The following is a 20,767-nucleotide window of genomic DNA, read 5'->3' as shown; positions in this document are numbered from 1 at the left end:
CTCTCTATATGTTTTAAAAAAACATACCCATGCAAAAATCACATATCATCATCTATAGGCTTACTAAGTCAATGGTATAGCAAGACAATTCAAAAAGAATTCACATATTTACCGGAAATCCTTTTCACGGTAAGCTAAGGAGAAAATTTTAATTCCAGAGGAGGAAGTAATGTTAATTTTTAAAAAATTAAAGTCGTTTTATCTCCCTTATAAGACGGATTTCATTTGGTCTATGCTCTTCCTGGTGATAATCGCTGCTATAACCGTTGTTTATCCAATCATCTTGCAGTTGACCATTGATGAAGTGGTTCTTGGGAGAAAATATGATTTGGTGCCATGGATTTCTTTAGGATTTATTGCGGTTATGGCGGTAAAAGGACTGTCGGCCTTCATTTAGCATTACCTGGCGGATATTTTCGGAATTAAATCTGTCTTCCACCTTCGCAATACCTTATATGAAAAACTGCAGCGGCTTTCGTTCAGCTATTACGATAATGCGAAGACAGGGGATCTGATGTCTCGTTTGACCGCAGATGTAGAAGGATTTCGCTTTTTTGTATCCTTCGGTTTTAGTGAGGTACTCCGCTTTGTCATTGTTGTCACCGCTAGTTTATTTGTAATGTTTAATTATTCCGTTTCTCTTACGCTTGTGACAATTGCGGCATTGCCATTCATCAGCATTGCTGTCTATAAATTTGATAAGGAGGTTCACCCTGCTTTCCGCGGAATACGCGAATCATTTGGACGGTTAAACACGAAGGTACAAGAAAATATCAGCGGCATACATACAGTTAAAGCCCTATCAAAAGAATCAGTAGAGATTGAACGCTTTACCAAGTCAAATCAAGACTATCGGACGAAACAGCTAACTATCGCAGTGGTTTGGTCCAAATACTTTCCGCTAATGGAGCTGATTGGAAATATTTCAGTGGTCGTTTTAATAGGCTATGGAGGCTATCAAGTTATTAATGGAGCTTTAAAACCAGGTGAACTTGTCGCCTTTTATAGCCTGATTTGGTATATATTGTGGCCGATTATGCACCTTGGTTTTACGATTAATATGTTCTCTCAGGCGAAAGCTTCCGGTGAGCGGCTGCTGGAAATTCTGGAAGCTGATGAAACGATTTATGATCGAGAGGATGTCAGGAATATCGAAAAAATCGAAGGAAGTGTGGTCTTCGATCATGTGACGTTCCAGTATCAAACAGAGGGAACAGTAGCTCTTCAGGATATTAGCTTTGAAGCGCATCCGGGTAAAACGATTGGTTTAATTGGTGCAACGGGTTCAGGGAAAACAAGCATCATCCAGCTTCTGTCCCGACTTTATGAACCAACTGAAGGGAAGATTCTCATCGATGGCCGTCCGCTAAAGGAATATCGCTTGAAAACGCTGCGTTCAGAGATTGGGGTTGTCTTACAGGAACCCTTCCTTTTTTCATCGACAATTAAAGCGAATATTGCTTATGGAAGACCGGATGCGACGATGGAAGAGATCATTGCTGCCGCTAAATGCGCAGAGGCCCATGATTTTATTATGGAGCTGCCGGATGGATATAACACGATGCTTGGGGAGCGGGGAATGGGGCTTTCCGGGGGACAAAAACAGCGGATTGCGATTGCCCGTGCGATCTGTACCGATCCTGCGATACTCATTTTAGATGATTCGACAAGTGCGGTCGATATGGAAACAGAATTTCAAATTCAACAGGCTCTTAGGGAAGTGATGAAGGGGAGAACTACCTTTATTATTGCGCACCGAATTTCGTCATTGAAACATGCAGATGAAATCTTAGTGCTGGATAATGGAAAAGTTATTGAACGCGGAACACATAATCAGTTGGTGAACAATCATGGACCATACGAAAGAATTTATCGCATTCAATATCAAGATCATGCAGTGATTATGGAAAAGGCAGTAAGGTAGGAGGAAATATGGAGGAAAAACATAAGAAACAATTGATATTAGAGCGGTTCCACTACTCAAATGAGCAAGTGATAGATAAAGCGTTTAACTGGAAGCAAATATGGCGATTATTCCAGTATGTAATGCCATATGCAAAAACGTATCTGCCGCTTTCGTTTCTGGCAGTAATCCTTTCAACAGCGATCCGGTTAATCATTCCAATTTTGATTGGTGTCTATACACTTGACCGGGCGATTATTGAAAAAGATACCGGACTGCTATTGAATTTGGTTTTTATCATTTCAGGATTATATTTACTGTCTTATTTAGTAATTTTCTTGAGAATTCGCTGGATGAATAAGCTTGGTCAAAATGTCATTTATGATTTACGCAAGCATTTATTTACCCATGTTCAGTCGTTATCCCATCGATTCTTTGACCAACGTTCGGCCGGGTCGATTCTAGTACGGATTATGAACGACATTAACTCGCTGCAGGAGCTATTTACAAGCGGTGTTATTAATCTATTAACCGATTTTCTCCTGTTGTTTGCGACGATTTTTATCTTATTCTCATTAAATGCAAAACTCACGATTGCGATCATGGTCATTTTGCCCATTATGTTTTTTATCTCGACTAGCTTACGAAAAAAGATTAGGTTATCGTGGCAGATGGTCCGGCTGAAACAGTCCAAAATCAACTCTCATTTAAATGAAAGTATTCAAGGAATTCGAGTGACGCAGATATTTACTCAAGAAGATGAAAACATTGAGTTTTTTAAGGGACTCAACCAGGAAAACTTTGATACGTGGAAGCAAGCGGTTAAGAAGAATGCAATGTTTGGTCCGTTTGTGGAAATGACAAATGCAGTCGGGACGGCGATTCTGATTTGGTATGGTGCTTTTCTTGTGTCAAACGGTGAAAGCACCATCGGGGAATTTGTTTCTTTTGCCTTTTATTTAGGGATGTTCTGGGAGCCGATTTCACGGTTGGGGCAATTATATAATCAGCTCCTGATTGGAATGGCGTCTTCCGAACGTATTTTTGAGTTTTTAGATGAACGGCCGCTTGTGGCAGAAGCTCAAAACGCACGGGTGCTTCCCTCGTTGAATGGCACGATTGAATTTGAAGACGTAAAGTTTTCCTATGATGAAAAAAGAACTGCGTTAAATGGTATTTCTTTTTCGATTAAGGCAGGTGAGACTGCTGCACTTGTCGGGCACACGGGATCAGGGAAGACTACCATTGCGAATTTAGTCAGCCGATTTTATGACGCCAACGGAGGAGTGGTTAAAATCGACGGCCACCCCATTCAAGATATTTCCATTGCTAGTTTGCGTTCACAAATTAGTATCGTGCTCCAAGATACGTTTATTTTTTCAGGTACAATCATGGAAAACATCCGCTTTGGTAACCCAGGTACAAGCGACGAGGAAGTAGTAGCAGCCGCGAAAGCCGTTGGGGCGGATGCCTTCATTACGCAGCTTCCCAATGGGTATCAAACCGAAGTGGAAGAGCGCGGAAATGTTTTGTCTGTAGGGCAGCGTCAACTGCTTTCTTTCTCAAGGGCGCTCCTCGCTGATCCCAAAATTCTTATTCTCGATGAGGCTACGGCAAGTATTGATACGGAGACTGAAGTTAAGATTCAGCTTGCATTAAAAACGTTATTAAAAGGAAGAACGGCCATAATGATTGCCCACAGGCTCTCCACCATTCGAGAGGCAGACAAGATTATAGTTATGGATCATGGTACTATCCTTGAGCAAGGAAACCACGAGATGTTAATGGGCAAACAAGGAGTTTATTACGAATTGGTAAAAGCACAATACAAAATGCTTGGTGTTGGTTGATTATTTAAAAGAGGAATACGATGAAAAAGGCTGAAAAAATGTATATAAAGATTCTATCAGCCTTTTTTTAATCATCAAATTCAAATAATTCAATAATATCAAAAAATTATTGACGTTTTCATTTTTTGAATGTTACAATCGAATTACCGGTAACATTAATTAACAAGGTTAATGAAAAGATGATTACAAATGAAAGGCACCATTGCGGTTGTTAAAACGGTTGATACTTGTCCATATACTAATTTAGTCGTTGTTCGGGTTAAAAAACTAAAATGCAGATTAAATTTTTGGGGGTGAATGCCATTGAATGGCTTAGGGAAGGTTTTGTATAAAGTAGGCGATTTGCTTGTGAAAGCTATGTATGTCCATTTTTTATGGGTCGTATTTACCCTTGCTGGTTTCGTAATATTCGGTGTGATGCCAGCAACAGCATCCGTGTTTTCAGTTATTCGAAAATGGCTTATGAAGGAGAATGATGTCCCGATTTTTCGTACATTTGTAGACTCCTATAAGTCATATTTTATAGAAACAAATCTATTAGGTCTCTTTTATTTCTTAATAGGTCTATTTCTTTATTTCGACCTTCGTATATTAAATACCGAATTACATATGAATATTATTCGTATCTTCGTATTGATCGCAGGTTTTCTCTACATACTTATAGGGCTATTTTTACTTCCTGTTTATGTTCATTTCAACCTGTCGAAACTAAACTATATTAAACAAAGCTTTTTAATCGTTTTCGCCCGCCCTCTTGAAACGTTTTTAATGTTGGTAAGTTTAGTAGTTTCATATTGTCTTTTCCTCTATCTCCCGGTTGTGTTTATCTTTGCCGGTACAACCATTGTTTCCTTTCCATTGATGTGGATTGGAATGCGGTCGTTTAATAAAATTCAAATAAAACAAACAGCATACTTAACACCCAGTACTAACATGAAAAAAATAGTTGGATTTAAAATTTAATTGAATATTCACATTTTGTGTTTGTTATCGGTAACAAAATATATAAATAAATAATATAAAAAGGGAGTGTTAGTCATTGAATGTTACTGGGGTAGTTGAGAATAAATCAACCATTTCTGAAGTAAAGCGTAAAACTAAGAAAAACCTTTTGATAAAAATTAAAAAAAGCTGGCAACTATATGTCCTTTTTATCCTGCCACTGATGTATATCTTAGTTTTTCATTACTACCCTATGTATGGCGCTTCGATCGCGTTTAAAAACTTTGACCCTGTATTAGGGATTGGAGGAAGTCCTTGGGTAGGATTTGAACATTTTAAAAAGTTCTTTGAATCATACGACTTTGTAAGGGTATTAAAAAATACACTAGGCCTAAGTCTTTATAGTTTAATAGCAGGTTTTCCTCTTCCTATTTTATTAGCTTTAAGTCTTAACTATGTATACTCAAAAAGATTTAAGAAGGCTGCACAGTTAATCACATATGCTCCTCACTTTATATCGGTTGTTGTTATGGTTGGGATTATTTTTATGATTTTAGATCCCCGCGGTCCAATAAATAATCTTCTTTCCCTCTTCGGGGTTAAGGAGGGAATTAACTTTATGGGTGAGGCGGATTATTTTAAATCGATTTTTGTTTTCAGTGGCATCTGGCAGAATGTTGGTTTCGGCTGCATTATTTATTTGGCCGCATTGACAAGCGTCAGTCCTGAACTTCATGAAGCTGCCATAGTAGACGGTGCTTCGAAGATCCGCAGAATCTGGCATGTCGATATTCCGGGTATCATGCAGACCGCTGTATTGGTCCTCATTCTTAATATGGGAAGCTTCCTGGATACCGGGTTTGAAAAAGTTTTATTAATGCAAAACCCGTTAAATCTTTCATCATCTCAGGTAATTGACACCTATGTGTATAATGTCGGTCTTGTCTCTGCACTTCCGCAGTATTCATATGCAGCTGCTATAGGAATTTTTAAATCATTAGTAGCATTTATTCTTATTATTGCCTCCAACAAGTTGGCGAAAAAGGTTGGACAGGATGGGCTATGGTAAACCAATTAAAAGAGGAGGATTCTTATGAACACAAAGATTGGTGAGTCAAGGGGTGACCGCATTTTCACTGTTTGCAATTACATTTTCCTATCACTCCTCGTCCTTTCAGTTTTGTATCCGCTTATTTATGTACTTAGTGCATCCTTAAGTTCGACAAACGCTGTAGCAAGCGGGCGGGTCTGGTTATTTCCGGTAGAGTTCAGTTTGTTAGGATATAAGACAATCTTTGAATATAGCAAAATTTGGGTCGGATATGGAAATTCATTATTTTATATGATTGTTGGAACAACAGTGAATGTTATTTTAACCATTTTAGCTGCATATCCGCTTTCACGGAGGGACTTTTATGGGCGCGGAATCTTCATGTTCCTGTTTGTGTTCACCATGATGTTTAATGGCGGATTGATTCCAAACTATCTTCTAGTACAAGATTTGGGTTTATTAAATTCCCGCTGGGCTCTTATTATTCCCAATGCTTTATCGGTGTTTAATGTCATTATTACGATGAGTTTCTTTAAATCAACCATTCCAAATGAATTGCTTGAATCGGCTCAACTTGATGGGTGCAATGATTTTAAATTTCTATTTAAAATTGTGTTACCGCTTTCAGCACCTATCATTGCGGTTATTTCTCTCTTTTATGCGGTTGGGCATTGGAATTCTTATTTCGGTGCATTAATTTATTTGCGCGATGCCAGTTTATTCCCGCTGCAGCTCATCTTAAGGGACATTCTTGTTCAAAACAGCGTAGACCCTTCGATGATGGGTGATGCAACACAATTGGCAAATAAAATTGGGCTTCAACAGCTGCTAAAATATTCACTTATTGTTGTCTCTTCCCTTCCGGTTTTAATTGCCTATCCTTTTGTCCAAAGGTTCTTTGTAAAGGGTGTTATGATTGGATCTTTAAAAGGATAACCAGGCAAGTAATCTTTTTCATTAACACTGGTAGGGGGTGATAGCACTTATTGATCCTATAATTTTCTTCGTTTAACCGAATTGAATGCAGATTGCTTTAAAAAGCTATTATGTGTTTTCAATGAAAACTTTATTAAGGGGGATGAAACCATGAAAAGAAAGTTTAATATGCTTCTGTCTTTAGTAATAGCCATGTTACTGCTATTGGTTGGCTGTTCCAATAATGCCTCCACAACCCAAAAGAAGGACAAAGAATACAAAGATATTGTCACGGAAGCAGGAACATTTCCAATTGTAAAGGAAAAACAGACCTTAACTGTCCTGACCAAATCGAACACTGGGGTAAAGGATTTTGCCACCAATGAGTTTACGAAATGGTACGAAGAGAAAACTGGAGTACATATCAAGTGGGAGGTTCTTCCAGAGGAGGGTGCTGCGGAAAAGTTAAATCTTATGCTGGCTAGCGGTGAATATCCAGATGTCATTATGGATATGACTCTTACACCAGCGCAATTACGCGTGTATGGGGAAAAAGGTGTCTTTCTTCGGTTAAATGATTTGATTGACAAGTATGGTGTTCAAACGAAGAAAATGTTTCAAGAAATGCCTTTAGTTGAAGATGCAGTAACAACCCCGGAGGGCGATATTTTTGCCCTGCCGCAGGTAAATGAATGTTTTCACTGTACGACGTCTCAAAAAATGTGGATATATAAGCCATGGTTGGACAAGCTTGGACTTGATGTACCAACTACCACAGAGGAATTTTACGATGTCATGATGGCATTCAAAACACAGGATCCAAATGGCAATGGAAAAGCGGATGAGATCCCGTTTTCAGGCATGAAGAATTATTGGCATGAAGAGGTTGACGGATTTCTTATGAACCCGTTTAGTTATAGTGATAAATATATTGAAGATGGAAAATTTGTTGTACCATGGGATAAGCCTGAATGGAGAGAAGGCTTAACATTTTTAAATAAGATGTACAATGATGGTTTAATTTATTCAGGCTCATTTACACAAGATCCTGAACAATTTAAAAAATTGGGTGAAAACCCTGACATCCCAATTTTAGGTGCCGCAGCATCCTCGGTTCCTTCATTTTTTACAGATGTTTCAGACAAGGGAAGAGCGAAGGATTTTGTTGCCGTTCCGCCTTTAAAAGGCCCAGATGGTCAACAAATAACACTTTACGAACCATCACCGGTTACCCGTCCTGCTGAGTTTATCATTACGAATAAAGCAAAACATCCTGATGTTGCCTTTAGATGGGCAGAAGCAATGTATGAAAACGAAGTCACGATTAATTCCGTTTTTGGAATGGGTCAGTTCCTTGATGCAAAAGAGGGTCAACTTGGTTTGGATGGAAAACCAGCCGTATGGACATTAGAGGAGCTGGATCCAAACAATGTTAACAATAATATAGCTTGGAATCAAACCGGTCCATCTCTAAGAACAAATGCATTCCGTGCTGGTCAAGCAGTACCTCCGGGGGATCAGGAACAGCTTTTATGGAAGGCCACAGAAGAACATGTACCATACATCTCAACGACTATCGAGCCGGTTCCAAAATTATTCTTTAGTGAGGAAGATTCAAACAAATTAGCTACGCTTGAACAATCAATCGAGAATTACATTGATGAAATGACAGCTGCGTTTATTACTGGAAAAACAAAACTTGATGATAAGTCTTGGAAAGAGTATGTCAAGAATTTAGAGAATGCCGGTCTTAAAGATTACATTCAAGTCTATCAAAAAGCTTACGATGAAAAATACAAAAAATAATTTACTAGTTTAATTGCTCTGTACGAAAAGGGGAAGAGATGTTCTTCTCTTTTTCGTTTACCATTCAAAGGGGAGATGATTTTATGGCTAATGAGGTTAAAGAAAAGGAAATTACGGAAGGTGTTCATAACTACAGCTCTGAAAAGGAATGGGTTAAACCGGAAGATCCGCTTCTGTTGGAGAGGTTAGAGTGGTTTAAGGACCAGAAGCTTGCGCTAATGATGCATTGGGGGCCTTATTCACAATTGGGGCTAGTAGAATCATGGGCATTAAGTGATAAGGATGCAGAATGGTCACGGACCGATATTGACTGGACCTCTGATGGTGAGGAATTCAAACGGCAATACTTCGATCTAAACAAAACCTTTAATCCTCTTCGATTTCAGCCTGAAGAATGGGCAGATTTGGCTTCAGAAAATGGCTTCAGATATTTAATTTTTACGACTAAACACCATGATGGCTTTAGTATGTGGGATACAAAAGAGACGGATTATCGAATTACAGGTCCGGATTGCCCTTTCCATGCCCATAAATATGCGGATATATGCAAGCATGTTTTCGATGCCTTTCGCAATAAAGGTTTAGGGATTGCTTCCTACTTCTCTAAAGCCGATTGGAATACGGAGTATTATTGGGCCCCGGGAATGGAAAGAGGCAGGGATATGTGGCGCGGTCCTTCCTATGATCCAAAAGAATATCCATGGCTATGGGATCAGTTTGTAAACTTTACCCATAATCAAATTATGGAGCTGATGTCCAATTACGGAAAGATTGATATTTTGTGGTTGGATGCCGGTTGGGTCGGGAAAGGAAAACAGGACATCCGCCTTGGGGAAGTAGTGGAAAAAGCTCGCAAATTACAGCCATGGCTGCTGACAGCGGACAGAACAATTGGCGGACCGTTTGAAAATTATGTTACACCTGAACAGACCATCCCTAAACGGGCACTGCATGTACCTTGGGAAAGCTGTATCACGATGGGAACTGCTTTTTCATTTAGATATGAAGATGACTATAAGTCTACACGTGAACTTGTAAATATTTTGGTTGAAGTTGTATCAAAAGGCGGAAATCTTGCTCTTAATGTGGCGCCACAGCCTGATGGTCGCCTGCCTAGAAGGGCCATCGAGAGAATGAAGGAACTGGGTGAATGGTTAAAGGTTTATGGTGAAGCCATTTACGGTACACGTATTTGTGCCCCTTACTTTACAGAAGATTTTGCTTTTACATGCAAAGGAGACACTACCTATTGTTTCCGTCTATTTAAAAATGAAGCTGATTATTCTTTTGAAGAATCTTTGACGATCCCATATACCCAAAAGGTTAATCAAGTGGAAATGCTCGGTGGAAAAGGTTTCGTCGAATTTGAACAGACGGATGCTGGATTAACGGTTAAGGTTCCAAGATTGGGAGAGGGAGAAAAGGCTCCAATTGCCTATGTCTTTAAATTAACTTAAACCCGTCCCATTGAAGAGTGGTGTTCTTTAAAACGATGTTAAAAAAATCAGGTAACTAAAAGGGTCTGACCTCATAACCACAAAATGCCGCTTATTGATTGCGTTTGTGTGTAAAGCTGAGGTCAGACCTTTTCTTGTTTTATTTTTTCAAGGAAGAACTTCGAATAATGATTTCCGGTGGCAGGATGACCTTTTGCTTTTCCGCCGGGCCATTGCCTTCGATTCGTTCAATTAATAACTGAATTCCCATATACCCGAAATTGTATGCCGGCTGCGCGGCAATCGTTAGAAACGGATTGAAATCCGGAATTGGATCCGGATCATCGAAACAAACAATCGCTATGTCTTCAGGTACCCGGACATTTAATTGGCGAAGGCTTTTAATCGTGTTAATCGCAATAAAGTTGTTCGCTGCAAAAATTGCTGTCGGCCTGCTGGACTCGGGTAGTGAGATAAGATTTTTAACAAATTTATAGGAATCATTCTGCATATAGGAAATATTGGCGGCAAGCTTTTTGTCTGCTTCGATGCCAGCTAAGCGCAATATTTCAAAATACGCTTTTTCCCTTTCACGTGCTGTTGAAACATTCGTTGGACCATTGATGAGCGCAATTTTTGAGTGGCCTTGCCCAATTAAATGTTCTAACAGCTGCCTTGTCCCCTGGTAACTGTCACCCATGACTAAGTCACAGTCAATTCCCTTTACATGCCGGTCGATTAATACGAACGGTATTCTATTTTTTATCAGGGTTTTAAGATTTTTTTGTGATTCATCCCCGGATGGTGCCATGAGTACGCCGTCAACACCTGACGAAATAAGCATATCAACATATTCAGATTCTTTTTCGAAGCTTTCATCACTATTGCTTAAAAGTAAACGATACCCCATTTGTTTTGCTTTATCCTCAGCGCCACGGGCAACTTTTGTATAAAATGGGTTGGTTATATCCGTTATTACCAATGACAATATTTTTGATTGTTTAAGCGTTAAGCTCCTGGCAGCATTATTAGGGATATAATTTAGCTCCTCAATAATCTTTTCCACTTTCTCTCTTGTTTTTTCACTAATTTTCCCTGAATTATTCACTACTCTTGAAACGGTCATAGGAGAGACATTTGCTTTTTTTGCTATGTCGTAAATTGTGGCCATATCATTTCTCCTTCTAAAAATATTCCTTACTATAAATATATGGCATTCCTTGATTGACAGCAACCCCCTTCCGTGATATTTTTATGTTATGGGTAACATTTATAATTTTCTAACAACAAAACGACAGAGTTTAGGGGAAATGACCAAATTATCCGTTACCGATTACACTCAACTACCCACTCCCAAAGGCAAAATTGGGCGTGGCTGCTGAAAGGGATTATAGCTATGAGAATTGATTCCCACCAACATTTTTGGAAGTTAGCGCGGGGTGATTATGATTGGTTGACTCCTGATTTTTCAATATTATATCAGGATTATTTACCAGAGGATTTGTCCCCACATTTACAGCCATTTCGAATGGATAAGACCATTCTGGTTCAAGCGGCTCCTACCATAGCAGAAACGGAGTTTTTACTGGAATTGTATGAACAGAATGAGTTCATAGCCGGTGTGGTTGGCTGGCTGGACATGGAATCTCCAAGTTATACAAGCGAATACAGGAGGCTTAGAAGTCATAAGGGATTCGTTGGGATCAGGCCGATGTTACAGGATTTAGAGGATGACAAATGGATCCTTAGAAAAAGTGTCTTAAAGAATATCGAACTACTTGTTGAAGATGACTTTCCAATCGATCTATTAATTTATCCGCACCATCTACCTGCCATCGTTCAGCTATTAGAAATTTTTCCAAGTTTACGGGCTGTTATTAATCATTTGGGAAAGCCAAGGATAGCCGAGCAAATCATCAAGCCGTGGAAGGAGCAAATCACAGAAATTTCCAGTTACAAAAATGTCATGTGCAAGCTGTCAGGAATGGTGACAGAAGCGGGTCAAGAAATACAGACATCGAAAATTGAGCCTTTTGTCCAGCATGTCATCAAAGTCTTCGGGCCCCATTCCGTGATGTTTGGGAGTGATTGGCCTGTATGTCTCTTAAAAGCAAGCTATCAGGATGTAGTTGAACTATTGCTTTCCACCTTGCCGGACCATTTAACGGATAGCGATAAGGCAGCAATTTTTGGAGGAAATGCCAGTGGGTTTTATAAACTAAATTTATGAATTGGAGGAGGATTGACATGAGATTACATAATAAAACAGCCATCATTACCGGGAGCGGCAGTGGAATTGGGAAAGCTGCTGCGGAGGTCTTCGCATCTGAAGGAGCGAAAATTGCTGTGGTTGATATTAATAAGGAAAAACTTAATGAGACTGTTCAGGAATTACAGCAACAAGGCTGTGAAGCAATCGGGATATGTTGCGATCTTTCCAATGAAGACCAAGTAAAAGATTTGATCACTTCTGTGATTCAAAGATTTGGTGGAATTGATATTTTATTCAACAATGCAGGTACCATATTACCGAAAAAGATTGAAGAAATTCAGGAGCATGAATGGAATAGGCTTTTTGACGTGAATGTAAAAAGTATGTTTCTTACCATTAAATATGGATTAGAACATTTAAAGGCGAGCAAAGGCAGCATCGTAAATATGGGTTCCATGACAGGGGTTGTCGGCCAGCAATTTAATCCGGCCTATTCTGCAACAAAGGGAGCCGTTATTGCCTTAACGAAAGCACTGGCGATTGACCTTGCGCCGCTTGGAATTAGAGTTAATTCGATTAGTCCTGCGGGTGTCAAAACACCTTTGCTTTCGGATTGGCTGCAAAAGCAGGAAAATCCTGAGCGGGCAAGTCTTGCTCAGGACCGTTCCCATTTATTAGGGAGAACAGCAACCTCAAATGAAATTGCCAAGGTTGCGTTGTTTCTCGCGAGTGATGATTCCTCCTTTGTAACAGGGGAAAATATTGTCGTGGATGGCGGTGCCACCATTGGGTATGCAGCTGGACCTAAGCCAGAATGGGATCGTGCAGTAGTTTAATATAATGATAGGAAAGAGGGGTAAATCATGGCAGTTTATGACTTTAATTCTGAAATGTCGAGTATTGTTTTGAATAGAAAAGACAATGTAGCGACACTGCTCCGTGATGTGAAGGCAGGCGAAAATATTACCTACACATTTGAAGGGAAACTACAGACATTAGTGGTAAAAAGTGATATTCGCTTTGGACATAAAGTGGCATTATACCCGATTCCAAAAGGGGAACGAATCTTGAAGTACGGGGAATCAATTGGCGCTGCCACGGAGTTTATTGATCGTGGTGAACATGTGCATGTTCAAAATATCGAAGGCATTCGCGGCCGGGGGGATGCTCATATACAAAAAGAGGTGAAGAATTCATGACCATCATAAAGGGGTATAAAAGACCAGACGGCAGTGTAGGAATTCGAAATCATGTGCTGCTAATGCCAACTGTTATTTGTTCTAATCAAGTGGTGAATCGAATTGGGCAGCAGGTGTCTGGAACCGTTGCGATTCCCCACCAGCATGGCTGCAGCCAGGTGGGAAAAGACAAGGAAAGAACACATCAAGTATTAGTCGGTATGGGGAAAAACCCCAATGTCGGTGCCGTATTAATCATCAGTCTTGGCTGCGAGGTTATGAATGCCGAACAAATTCGCGATGAAATCATGGAAACAGGCAAACCGGTGATCTGGCTTGATATCCAAGATGAAGGCGGGACGATTAAAACGATCCAAAAAGGAATCGAAGCTGCTAAGGAATTGGTTAAACAAGTTCAGGATGGACAAAGAGTAGATATTGACCTGTCTGAATTGATTGTCGGGGTAAAATGCGGCGGGTCGGATGCAACATCGGGCTTATGCAGTAACCCGGCACTAGGAAAGGCGTCTGACTTACTTGTTGCAGAGAATGGCACGATTGTGATGGGAGAAACAACAGAAATCATCGGAGCGGAACATATTTTAGCGGAAAAAGCGGTATCGGCCGAAGTGCATCATAAACTTTACGACTGTATTAGAAATTTTGAAATGGAAATTGACCGTATGGGAGTAGACATGCGCGGCGGGAATCCAAGTCCAGGCAATATTGAAGGCGGATTGTCGACCATTGAAGAGAAATCCTTAGGTTGTATTAGTAAAGCAGGCTCTTCATCACTAAAAGGTGTTGTCGAGTATGCAGAACCGATAAAAGGAAAGGGTTTTTATTTCATGGACTCTCCAGGAAATGATATTGAATGTGTTTCTGGCATGGCTGCTGCGGGAGTACATCTCGTATGTTTTACGACAGGGGTAGGAACTCCAACCGGAAATCCAATTATTCCTGTTATCAAGATTACTGGGAACGAACGAACTGCCAAACGCATGGAGGACAATATTGATATTGATACTAGCGCGGTCTTGCAAGGGAAAGAAACACTCGAACAAGCAGGGAAGAGGATTTTTGATGAAATTGTCAGTGTTGCTTCTGGCAGTCTAACGAAGGCAGAAGTTTTAGGCCATCAAGAATTTAGCATCAATAGAATTGGAATAAGTTTATAAGAAAATACAGGTTACAGATTCTTTTTTATGAAAGGAATAAAGGTAATGAGATTAAAGGATAAAGTTGCGTTAATTACTGGTGCAGGGTCAGGAATCGGAAAGTGCACGGCCATTCAGTTTGCCAAAGAAGGTGCAAGGGTTGTTATTAATGATTTAAATCCGGAAAAAGGCAATGAAACTGTTCAGGAAATCATTCAATCAGGTGGAGATGCGATTTTTATTCAGGCTGATGTAACAGACCCGGAATCTGTCCGCGGCATGATTGAACAAACCATTGAGAAATTTTCACGAATTGACGTTCTCTTTAATAATGCAGGGATCAGCGGGGTAGGACGTTTGCATGAAATTGAACCCGAGATGTGGGATAAGGTCATCAATGTGAACATTAAAGGGGTTTATCTGCCAAGCAAGTATACGATTCCGCATATGATGGAGCAAAGAAGCGGTTCGATTATTAATATGTCATCCTGTATTGCTGAAATCGGGCTTTTAAACCGGGCATCCTATGCAGCCACGAAAGGTGCTGTACTCTCCTTAACAAAATCGATGCAGGTTGATTATGCGCCGTACAATATCCGTGTAAATGCCTTGCTTCCAGGGACAATTTTGACACCATTTGTAGAAAACTATTTAAAAACCTCCTATGATGATCCGGAGGAAGCTATCAAGACCATTAAAACCAGACAATTAAGCGGTGATCTTGGCAGGCCGGAAGATGTGGCACAGGCAGCCTTGTTCTTAGCATCCGATGAGTCGAAATTTATGATGGGTTCGCCTCTTTATATTGACGGCGGGGTCGTATTTGGGAAAAATGCTTGATTTTATCATTGAAATGGAGGAAGTACATTGAAATTCTTAACTCTTGAAAAAGACGGACGAAAAACATTAGGGGTCAAAACCGAAGCGGGTATTATTGATGTTGAAGCGGCTTTGAACGGCGGGAATGATAAAAAGATCCCCACAACCATTACAGAGGTAATTGAGTATGGGGTAGAAGCAGTGGGAAAAATTAGGGATTTTATTAACCGGCTGGAAACAACGGACAATCCTCCTTATTTAGTGGATGAGAAAAATTGTACATATGGGCCTTGTGTCGTTCAGCCGAATAAAATCATCTGTGTCGGCTTAAATTACCGCAAGCATGCAGATGAAACGAATGCACCGTATCCACAGGTACCAATTCTCTTTAATAAATTTAATAATACCTTAACGGGCCATAAGCGGGATATTGCGGTTCCGATCGTGACCGAGAAACTTGATTATGAAGTGGAATTAGGGGTTGTGATTGGCAAAAAAGCAAAATATATATCAAAAGCAGAAGCACTCGATTATGTGTTTGGCTATTGTACGGTAAATGATTTATCGGCACGGGATCTTCAGTTAAAAACACCTCAATGGCTGTTAGGGAAAACCTGTGATGATTTCAGTCCTGTCGGCCCCTATCTTGTGACGGCAGATGAGGTAGGGGATCCGCAAAAATTAAATTTAAAGACCATTGTCAATGGCGAAGTACGGCAAAATTCAAATACAGAGGATATGATTTTTTCCGTTGCGGAAATTGTCAGCTATATCTCCCAGCATATGACATTGGTTCCCGGCGACCTTATTTTAACAGGGACCCCAGAAGGTGTTGTTTTAGGAAGGCCTGAGTCTGAGCAGGTTTATCTTCAGGCGGGGGACGTTGTAACCGTTGAGATTGAAAATTTAGGCGCATTAACGAATACCTTTGTAAAAGAAACGATTTAATTAAATGGAATTTTGATCGAAAAGAAGGAGTGAAGAAATGAAGACAAGAGAAGGGCGTGTGCAGTGGTTTATGGAGGACCGCTTCGGCTTATTTATCCATTGGGGACTTTATTCCATCCCTGCTAGAGGAGAATGGGTACGAAGTTTCGAACGTTTAAGTGTTGAAGACTATCAGCCGTTTTTTGAGGAATTCAATCCAACCAGTTATAACCCGCGGGCATGGGCAAAAGCAGCTAAGGCAGCAGGACAGAAATATGTTGTCCTTACAGCGAAACACCATGACGGTTTCTGCTTGTTTGATAGTAAACTGACCGGCTACAAAGCAACCAATACACCGGCGGGGCGCGACCTCATTAAGGAATACGTCGAGGCTTTTCGCGAGGAAGGATTAAAGGTCGGACTCTACTATTCCCTCATTGATTGGCATCATCCGGATTATCCTAAATACGGGGACCGCCAGCATCCAATGCGGGACAATGAGGAATATAAGGATGAAGTGACCGATTTTTCCCGCTATGTGAGTTATTTTCACGGGCAAGTCAAGGAGCTCTTAACGAATTACGGCAAGATTGATATTCTCTGGTTTGATTTTTCCTATGACGACATGACCGGGGAGAAATGGGAAGCAACGAAACTGGTGGAAATGATTCGTTCCATCCAGCCCGATGTCCTGATTGACAATCGTCTTGGCGGCAATATTAAGCTCGCAGAGCCGGAAGTTTATGCCGGCGATTTTTACTCTCCTGAACAGATTATTCCGGTCGGCGGCATCGTGAATGGAGACGGGGAGCCGGTTCCGTGGGAGGCGTGCATTACTTTAAATGATCATTGGGGCTATCATTCGAAGGATGTAAACTATAAATCTCCGAAACAGGTTATTCGCACGCTGGTAGAATGTGTCAGCAAGGGCGGGAATTTGCTGCTAAATGTGGGTCCGAATGCGAAGGGAGTCATTCCGGAGCAATCCTTGGCCATTTTGGATGAAGTCGGGAAGTGGCTTGAGAAAAACGGCGACAGCATCTATGGCTGTACGGCTACATCCATGGCAAAGCCGGAGTGGGGACGTTATACGCAAAAAGGCCGTTTTTTATATGCGCATGTGTTTGACCGCGGCATTGGGCCAATTTACTTCCAAGGCTTAAAAGGCCGAATAAAAAAAGCACGTCTGCTTGCGGATGGCAGTGAATTGAAGGTAGAAGTTCCGTGGATGGCTGAGCAGTATTCTGATATTGAGAGCGGCGCATTTATCCATTTGGCAGGGGCAACGCTGCCGGATGAAATGAATACGGTGATTGAATTAGAATTAATTGATTAAAAATGTCTCTTATGATTGAAGTATGGTAGATACCTGAGCCTATCTGCCATACTCTTTTTTTTAAGTTTAAGAGCTTAAGAGCTTAATAGCCTGGAGGGATACATTTTGCAGAGAATCCAACGATTGATTCAATATTTAATAAATCACCAAATCTTAAAGTCTATTCAGATCTCCGATTGGAGTGCAATACGTGGTTTTTACGTGGAGCCCATAAAGTATGAATTTGAATCTGAAGAAACCAGCCTTGTTAATGAAGGGGACTGGTTAATCAATTCAGGAACCACGATGTTTCTAGAAAAAGAAGTGTCTATACCAGAAGAATGGAGAAATCGGCCATTTGGATTAACCTTTCAAGTTGGAGCAAAGGGGCGTCCAACAAACCATGAGGGGTTAGTTTCTTTAGATGGACAGGCCTATCATGGAATTGACCGGAACCGAAGTTATGTGCCTTTTCCAGAGAATGTCCGGGGGAAGGAAAAAATTCATATAAAAATTGAATTATTTAATCCTGCTGCCCAATCAGTCGATAAGTTAAATTATCAAAATGAACCAGCAGAATTTGACCCGCCTCCCCTTACCTTTCTAAAAGGGCGAATAGACATGCCGAATATAGCTCTCCAAAGTCTTTTGGCAACCGTGAAATGTTACTATGAAGCCGCCAGGCTGCTTCCGGAAGGTGACTTGGAAAAATACAAAATTATTGCGGAATTGACAGAGGTGCATCACAAGATGCTTTCTGAAAAACCGGTGGCCTTAACAGATCAATCATGGGTTGCTGAGATAGAAGACAACTTAAAGACGAAGCTAACAGATTTAGCGGGAAATTCGCAGGGACAGATAGTAATGGTCGGCCAGTCCCATATTGATTTAGCTTGGCTTTGGCCGGTGAAGGAAGCCGTTCGCAAGTGCAGCCGAACCTTCTCTACGATGAGCACTTTGCTTGATGAAAATCCAAACTTTACCTATGCCCAGAGCCAGCCGCAAGCTTACGCTTTTGTAAAAGAGCATTACCCTGAAATCTATCAGAGGGTTAAAAAACATATTGCTGACGGTCGTTGGGAAGTAGTCGGAGGCATGTGGGTGGAACCAGATTTAAATATGCCTTCCGGAGAATCATTAGTACGCCAGCTATTATATGGCATGAAATTTTATCAGGATGAGTTCGGCCTTCAACCAAGAATTGAGTGGCTTCCGGATACATTTGGGTATTGTGCATCGCTGCCGCAATTGTTAAAGAAAGCCGGATTGGATTACTTCATGACAACGAAAATGAATTGGAATGATACGAATCCATTTCCTTATGATTTATTTTATTGGGAAGGCATCGACGGGACGCAGGTTCTTTCCTATTTGAATCATGGACTGAATGAATATACTCATCCTAAAGAAATCGGGAATCACTGGAATAGTTTTAAGCAAAAGAATGACTATCCCAAACAAATGCTTCTATATGGACATGGGGATGGTGGTGGTGGAGTCACACAGGAAATGATTGACTATGTAGATCGTTCCGCTTCCCTTCCCGGTCTGCCGGCAGTCATGAATAGTACAGCACACGAATTCTTCGATGGCATTGGCCAAGCTGATCCTCATTTGCCTACATGGGTCGGGGATATGTATTTAGAGCTACATCGGGGAACTTATACGACACATGCAAGGAATAAGAAATGGAATCGTAAAGCGGAAGTTCTTTACCGCGAGGCAGAAATTTGGAGCAGTATAGCTTCAAATTTTGCAGGCACAAACCTTCTCCACTCATTGGAAGAAGGGTGGAAATTACTTCTTTTAAACCAATTTCATGATATTATTCCGGGGTCTTCTATTCCCGAAGTGTATGTAAAGTCTGAATCAGATTACAATAAAATTTTTGAATTTGGCGAAAATGTGAAACAGGGTGCCTTACGTTCTTTAGAAAAGCAAGTTGACACGGAAGGTGGTGGGGATCCGGTTATCCTGTTTAATAGTTTATCCTGGAAGCGGTCTGAAACGGTTAGGATTGTTGGCGGGGCTGAATTAGCAGGAAAGGTAGCTGTGAATCAGGATGGTGATGTCCTTTCAACGGACATCATTCCATTGGAAAATGGCCAACTAGAATTATCTGTTTATGTTCCCAACATTCCAGAAATGGGATACACGACGGTATGGTTGAAAAATATGAGGAAACAGCTTATCCAAGATCAAGAGGAAATCAATCACGAGTGGGAAACAGAGTATTATTTAGTGAAATGGAATCAAAAGGGGGAAATTTCCCACCTGTATGACAAGTTGGCCCAACGTGATGTCTTGCGTAAGGGTGCGGCTGCCAATCAGTTTCAATTATTCCATGACCGCCCGCTCTACTGGGATGCATGGGATATTGACCCTAAATTTGAAGACCAGCCTGCTGAAACGGTGGTCCTTTTAGAGCAAGGTATTCAAAAAGGAGAGACGAAGGACGTGATTCGTTTTAAATGGCAGCTGGCAGAATCCGTTATCGAACAAGAAATGATTCTATACCATCACAGTAAACGAATCGATTTCCAAACGAAAGTCGATTGGCAGGAGCAGCATAAACTTTTAAAAGTTGCCTTCCCTGTCGATGTAGTAAGTAATAAAGCAACGTTTGAAATTCCATTCGGATCGGTGGGAAGAGCAACCCACACCAATACTAGTTGGGAAAAGGCACAGTTTGAAGTTTGCGGTCACCGCTTTTGTGACCTCTCGGAAGCGGGCTATGGTGTTAGTTTGTTGAATGATTGCAAGTATGGATATGACGTGAAGAAAAACGTACTGCGGCTCTCTTTGTTACGGGCACCGAAATGGCCAGACCCGGGGGCGGACCTGGGGCATCACGAATTTACTTACTCTCTTTTACCACATGAAGGAGATTGGAGAGAGGCGGAAGTGGTGAAGCGGGGGTATGAGTTGAATCACCCTGTCGTTGTCGTCAGCACTTCCTCCCACCAAGGGAATCTTCCAAGTTCGAATTCCTTTATTGAGACCAGGTCCAAACATGTCATTCTTGATACTGTGAAAATCTCTGAGGATGGCACGGGGCTCACGCTTAGAATGTATGAATCAAGCGGCGGCAGAGAAGAAATGCAACTAAAATTGGCTAAGCTAGTTCATTCTGCAGATGAAACGAATTTGTTAGAGGAGAGACAGGCGGTTGTCCCAGTCCAAGGGAACAAACTATTCTCCTATCTTAAGCCATTTGAAGTGAAAACAATTTTAGTAACCATCCAATAACAACTGA

Annotated in this window: 15 protein-coding genes and 1 pseudogene; 15 read left to right on the top strand and 1 reads right to left on the bottom strand. The window is 40.9% G+C overall.

Annotation, left to right across the window (positions count from 1 at the left end; genetic code table 11):
• Positions 1 to 169: 169 nt before the first annotated feature.
• The 7 genes and pseudogenes from QFZ31_RS17375 (at position 170) to QFZ31_RS17345 (ending at position 9,924) form a co-directional block, all read left to right on the top strand.
• Positions 170 to 1,924, top strand: a pseudogene (locus QFZ31_RS17375) (ABC transporter ATP-binding protein).
• 8 nt (positions 1,925 to 1,932) lie between these two features.
• Positions 1,933 to 3,753 carry an ABC transporter ATP-binding protein gene (locus QFZ31_RS17370; protein ID WP_307305023.1) on the top strand — a complete coding sequence of 607 codons (1,821 nt, stop codon included), beginning with the start codon at positions 1,933 to 1,935 and terminating at the stop codon, positions 3,751 to 3,753.
• A gap of 303 nt (positions 3,754 to 4,056) precedes the next feature.
• Complete coding sequence (locus QFZ31_RS17365) at positions 4,057 to 4,716, top strand: YesL family protein (RefSeq protein WP_307305020.1); 660 nt, start codon at positions 4,057 to 4,059, stop codon at positions 4,714 to 4,716.
• 76 nt (positions 4,717 to 4,792) lie between these two features.
• Complete coding sequence (locus QFZ31_RS17360; protein ID WP_307305016.1) at positions 4,793 to 5,764, top strand: ABC transporter permease; 972 nt, start codon at positions 4,793 to 4,795, stop codon at positions 5,762 to 5,764.
• A gap of 24 nt (positions 5,765 to 5,788) precedes the next feature.
• Positions 5,789 to 6,682: a carbohydrate ABC transporter permease gene (locus QFZ31_RS17355; protein WP_307305013.1), complete on the top strand. Its 894-nt coding sequence runs from the start codon at positions 5,789 to 5,791 to the stop codon at positions 6,680 to 6,682.
• A 150-nt stretch (positions 6,683 to 6,832) separates the two neighbouring features.
• Complete coding sequence (locus QFZ31_RS17350) at positions 6,833 to 8,467, top strand: extracellular solute-binding protein (RefSeq protein ID WP_307305010.1); 1,635 nt, start codon at positions 6,833 to 6,835, stop codon at positions 8,465 to 8,467.
• A gap of 83 nt (positions 8,468 to 8,550) precedes the next feature.
• A complete protein-coding gene (locus tag QFZ31_RS17345) occupies positions 8,551 to 9,924 on the top strand; it encodes an alpha-L-fucosidase (protein ID WP_307305008.1) in 1,374 nt (457 codons plus the stop codon).
• A 139-nt stretch (positions 9,925 to 10,063) separates the two neighbouring features.
• On the opposite strand, the gene QFZ31_RS17340 is transcribed toward QFZ31_RS17345, so the two are convergent.
• On the bottom strand, positions 10,064 to 11,074 hold the full coding sequence (locus QFZ31_RS17340; RefSeq protein WP_307305005.1) for a LacI family DNA-binding transcriptional regulator: 1,011 nt from the start codon (positions 11,072 to 11,074) through the stop codon (positions 10,064 to 10,066).
• 225 nt (positions 11,075 to 11,299) lie between these two features.
• On the opposite strand from QFZ31_RS17340, the gene QFZ31_RS17335 reads away from it, so the two are divergent.
• From QFZ31_RS17335 to QFZ31_RS17300, 8 genes are all read left to right on the top strand, one after another.
• Positions 11,300 to 12,133 (top strand): amidohydrolase family protein, encoded by an 834-nt coding sequence (locus QFZ31_RS17335; RefSeq protein WP_307305003.1) that lies wholly within the window; start codon positions 11,300 to 11,302, stop codon positions 12,131 to 12,133.
• A 17-nt stretch (positions 12,134 to 12,150) separates the two neighbouring features.
• Positions 12,151 to 12,951 carry an SDR family NAD(P)-dependent oxidoreductase gene (locus QFZ31_RS17330; RefSeq protein ID WP_307305001.1) on the top strand — a complete coding sequence of 267 codons (801 nt, stop codon included), beginning with the start codon at positions 12,151 to 12,153 and terminating at the stop codon, positions 12,949 to 12,951.
• 27 nt (positions 12,952 to 12,978) lie between these two features.
• A complete protein-coding gene (locus QFZ31_RS17325; protein WP_307304999.1) occupies positions 12,979 to 13,314 on the top strand; it encodes a UxaA family hydrolase in 336 nt (111 codons plus the stop codon).
• Positions 13,311 to 14,471, top strand: a complete 1,161-nt coding sequence (locus tag QFZ31_RS17320; protein WP_307304997.1) for a UxaA family hydrolase — start codon at positions 13,311 to 13,313, stop codon at positions 14,469 to 14,471. Before QFZ31_RS17325 ends, QFZ31_RS17320 begins: the two co-directional genes overlap by 4 nt.
• A 45-nt stretch (positions 14,472 to 14,516) precedes the next feature.
• Positions 14,517 to 15,290 carry an SDR family NAD(P)-dependent oxidoreductase gene (locus QFZ31_RS17315; protein ID WP_307304995.1) on the top strand — a complete coding sequence of 258 codons (774 nt, stop codon included), beginning with the start codon at positions 14,517 to 14,519 and terminating at the stop codon, positions 15,288 to 15,290.
• Between the two features lie 27 nt (positions 15,291 to 15,317).
• Positions 15,318 to 16,217 (top strand): fumarylacetoacetate hydrolase family protein, encoded by a 900-nt coding sequence (locus QFZ31_RS17310; RefSeq protein WP_307304992.1) that lies wholly within the window; start codon positions 15,318 to 15,320, stop codon positions 16,215 to 16,217.
• Positions 16,218 to 16,254: 37 nt separating this feature from the next.
• Positions 16,255 to 17,532, top strand: a complete 1,278-nt coding sequence (locus tag QFZ31_RS17305) for an alpha-L-fucosidase (protein WP_307304990.1) — start codon at positions 16,255 to 16,257, stop codon at positions 17,530 to 17,532.
• Between the two features lie 105 nt (positions 17,533 to 17,637).
• Complete coding sequence (locus tag QFZ31_RS17300) at positions 17,638 to 20,760, top strand: alpha-mannosidase (protein ID WP_307304988.1); 3,123 nt, start codon at positions 17,638 to 17,640, stop codon at positions 20,758 to 20,760.
• The last annotated feature ends 7 nt before the right edge of the window (positions 20,761 to 20,767 follow it).

Source organism: Neobacillus niacini, assembly GCF_030817595.1.
Lineage (GTDB): Bacteria > Bacillota > Bacilli > Bacillales > Cytobacillaceae > Neobacillus > Neobacillus niacini_G.
This window is presented reverse-complemented; position numbering and strand designations above follow the sequence as displayed.

Excerpts from the sequence above, each read along its gene's own strand:
- QFZ31_RS17370 (WP_307305023.1), top strand. The coding sequence starts at position 1,933 with ATGGAGGAAAAACATAAGAAACAATTGATATTAGAGCGGTTCCACTAC.
- QFZ31_RS17355 (WP_307305013.1), top strand. The coding sequence starts at position 5,789 with ATGAACACAAAGATTGGTGAGTCAAGGGGTGACCGCATTTTCACTGTT.
- QFZ31_RS17350 (WP_307305010.1), top strand. The coding sequence starts at position 6,833 with ATGAAAAGAAAGTTTAATATGCTTCTGTCTTTAGTAATAGCCATGTTA.
- QFZ31_RS17345 (WP_307305008.1), top strand. The coding sequence starts at position 8,551 with ATGGCTAATGAGGTTAAAGAAAAGGAAATTACGGAAGGTGTTCATAAC.
- QFZ31_RS17340 (WP_307305005.1), bottom strand. The coding sequence starts at position 11,074 with ATGGCCACAATTTACGACATAGCAAAAAAAGCAAATGTCTCTCCTATG.
- QFZ31_RS17335 (WP_307305003.1), top strand. The coding sequence starts at position 11,300 with ATGAGAATTGATTCCCACCAACATTTTTGGAAGTTAGCGCGGGGTGAT.
- QFZ31_RS17330 (WP_307305001.1), top strand. The coding sequence starts at position 12,151 with ATGAGATTACATAATAAAACAGCCATCATTACCGGGAGCGGCAGTGGA.
- QFZ31_RS17325 (WP_307304999.1), top strand. The coding sequence starts at position 12,979 with ATGGCAGTTTATGACTTTAATTCTGAAATGTCGAGTATTGTTTTGAAT.
- QFZ31_RS17320 (WP_307304997.1), top strand. The coding sequence starts at position 13,311 with ATGACCATCATAAAGGGGTATAAAAGACCAGACGGCAGTGTAGGAATT.
- QFZ31_RS17315 (WP_307304995.1), top strand. The coding sequence starts at position 14,517 with ATGAGATTAAAGGATAAAGTTGCGTTAATTACTGGTGCAGGGTCAGGA.
- QFZ31_RS17305 (WP_307304990.1), top strand. The coding sequence starts at position 16,255 with ATGAAGACAAGAGAAGGGCGTGTGCAGTGGTTTATGGAGGACCGCTTC.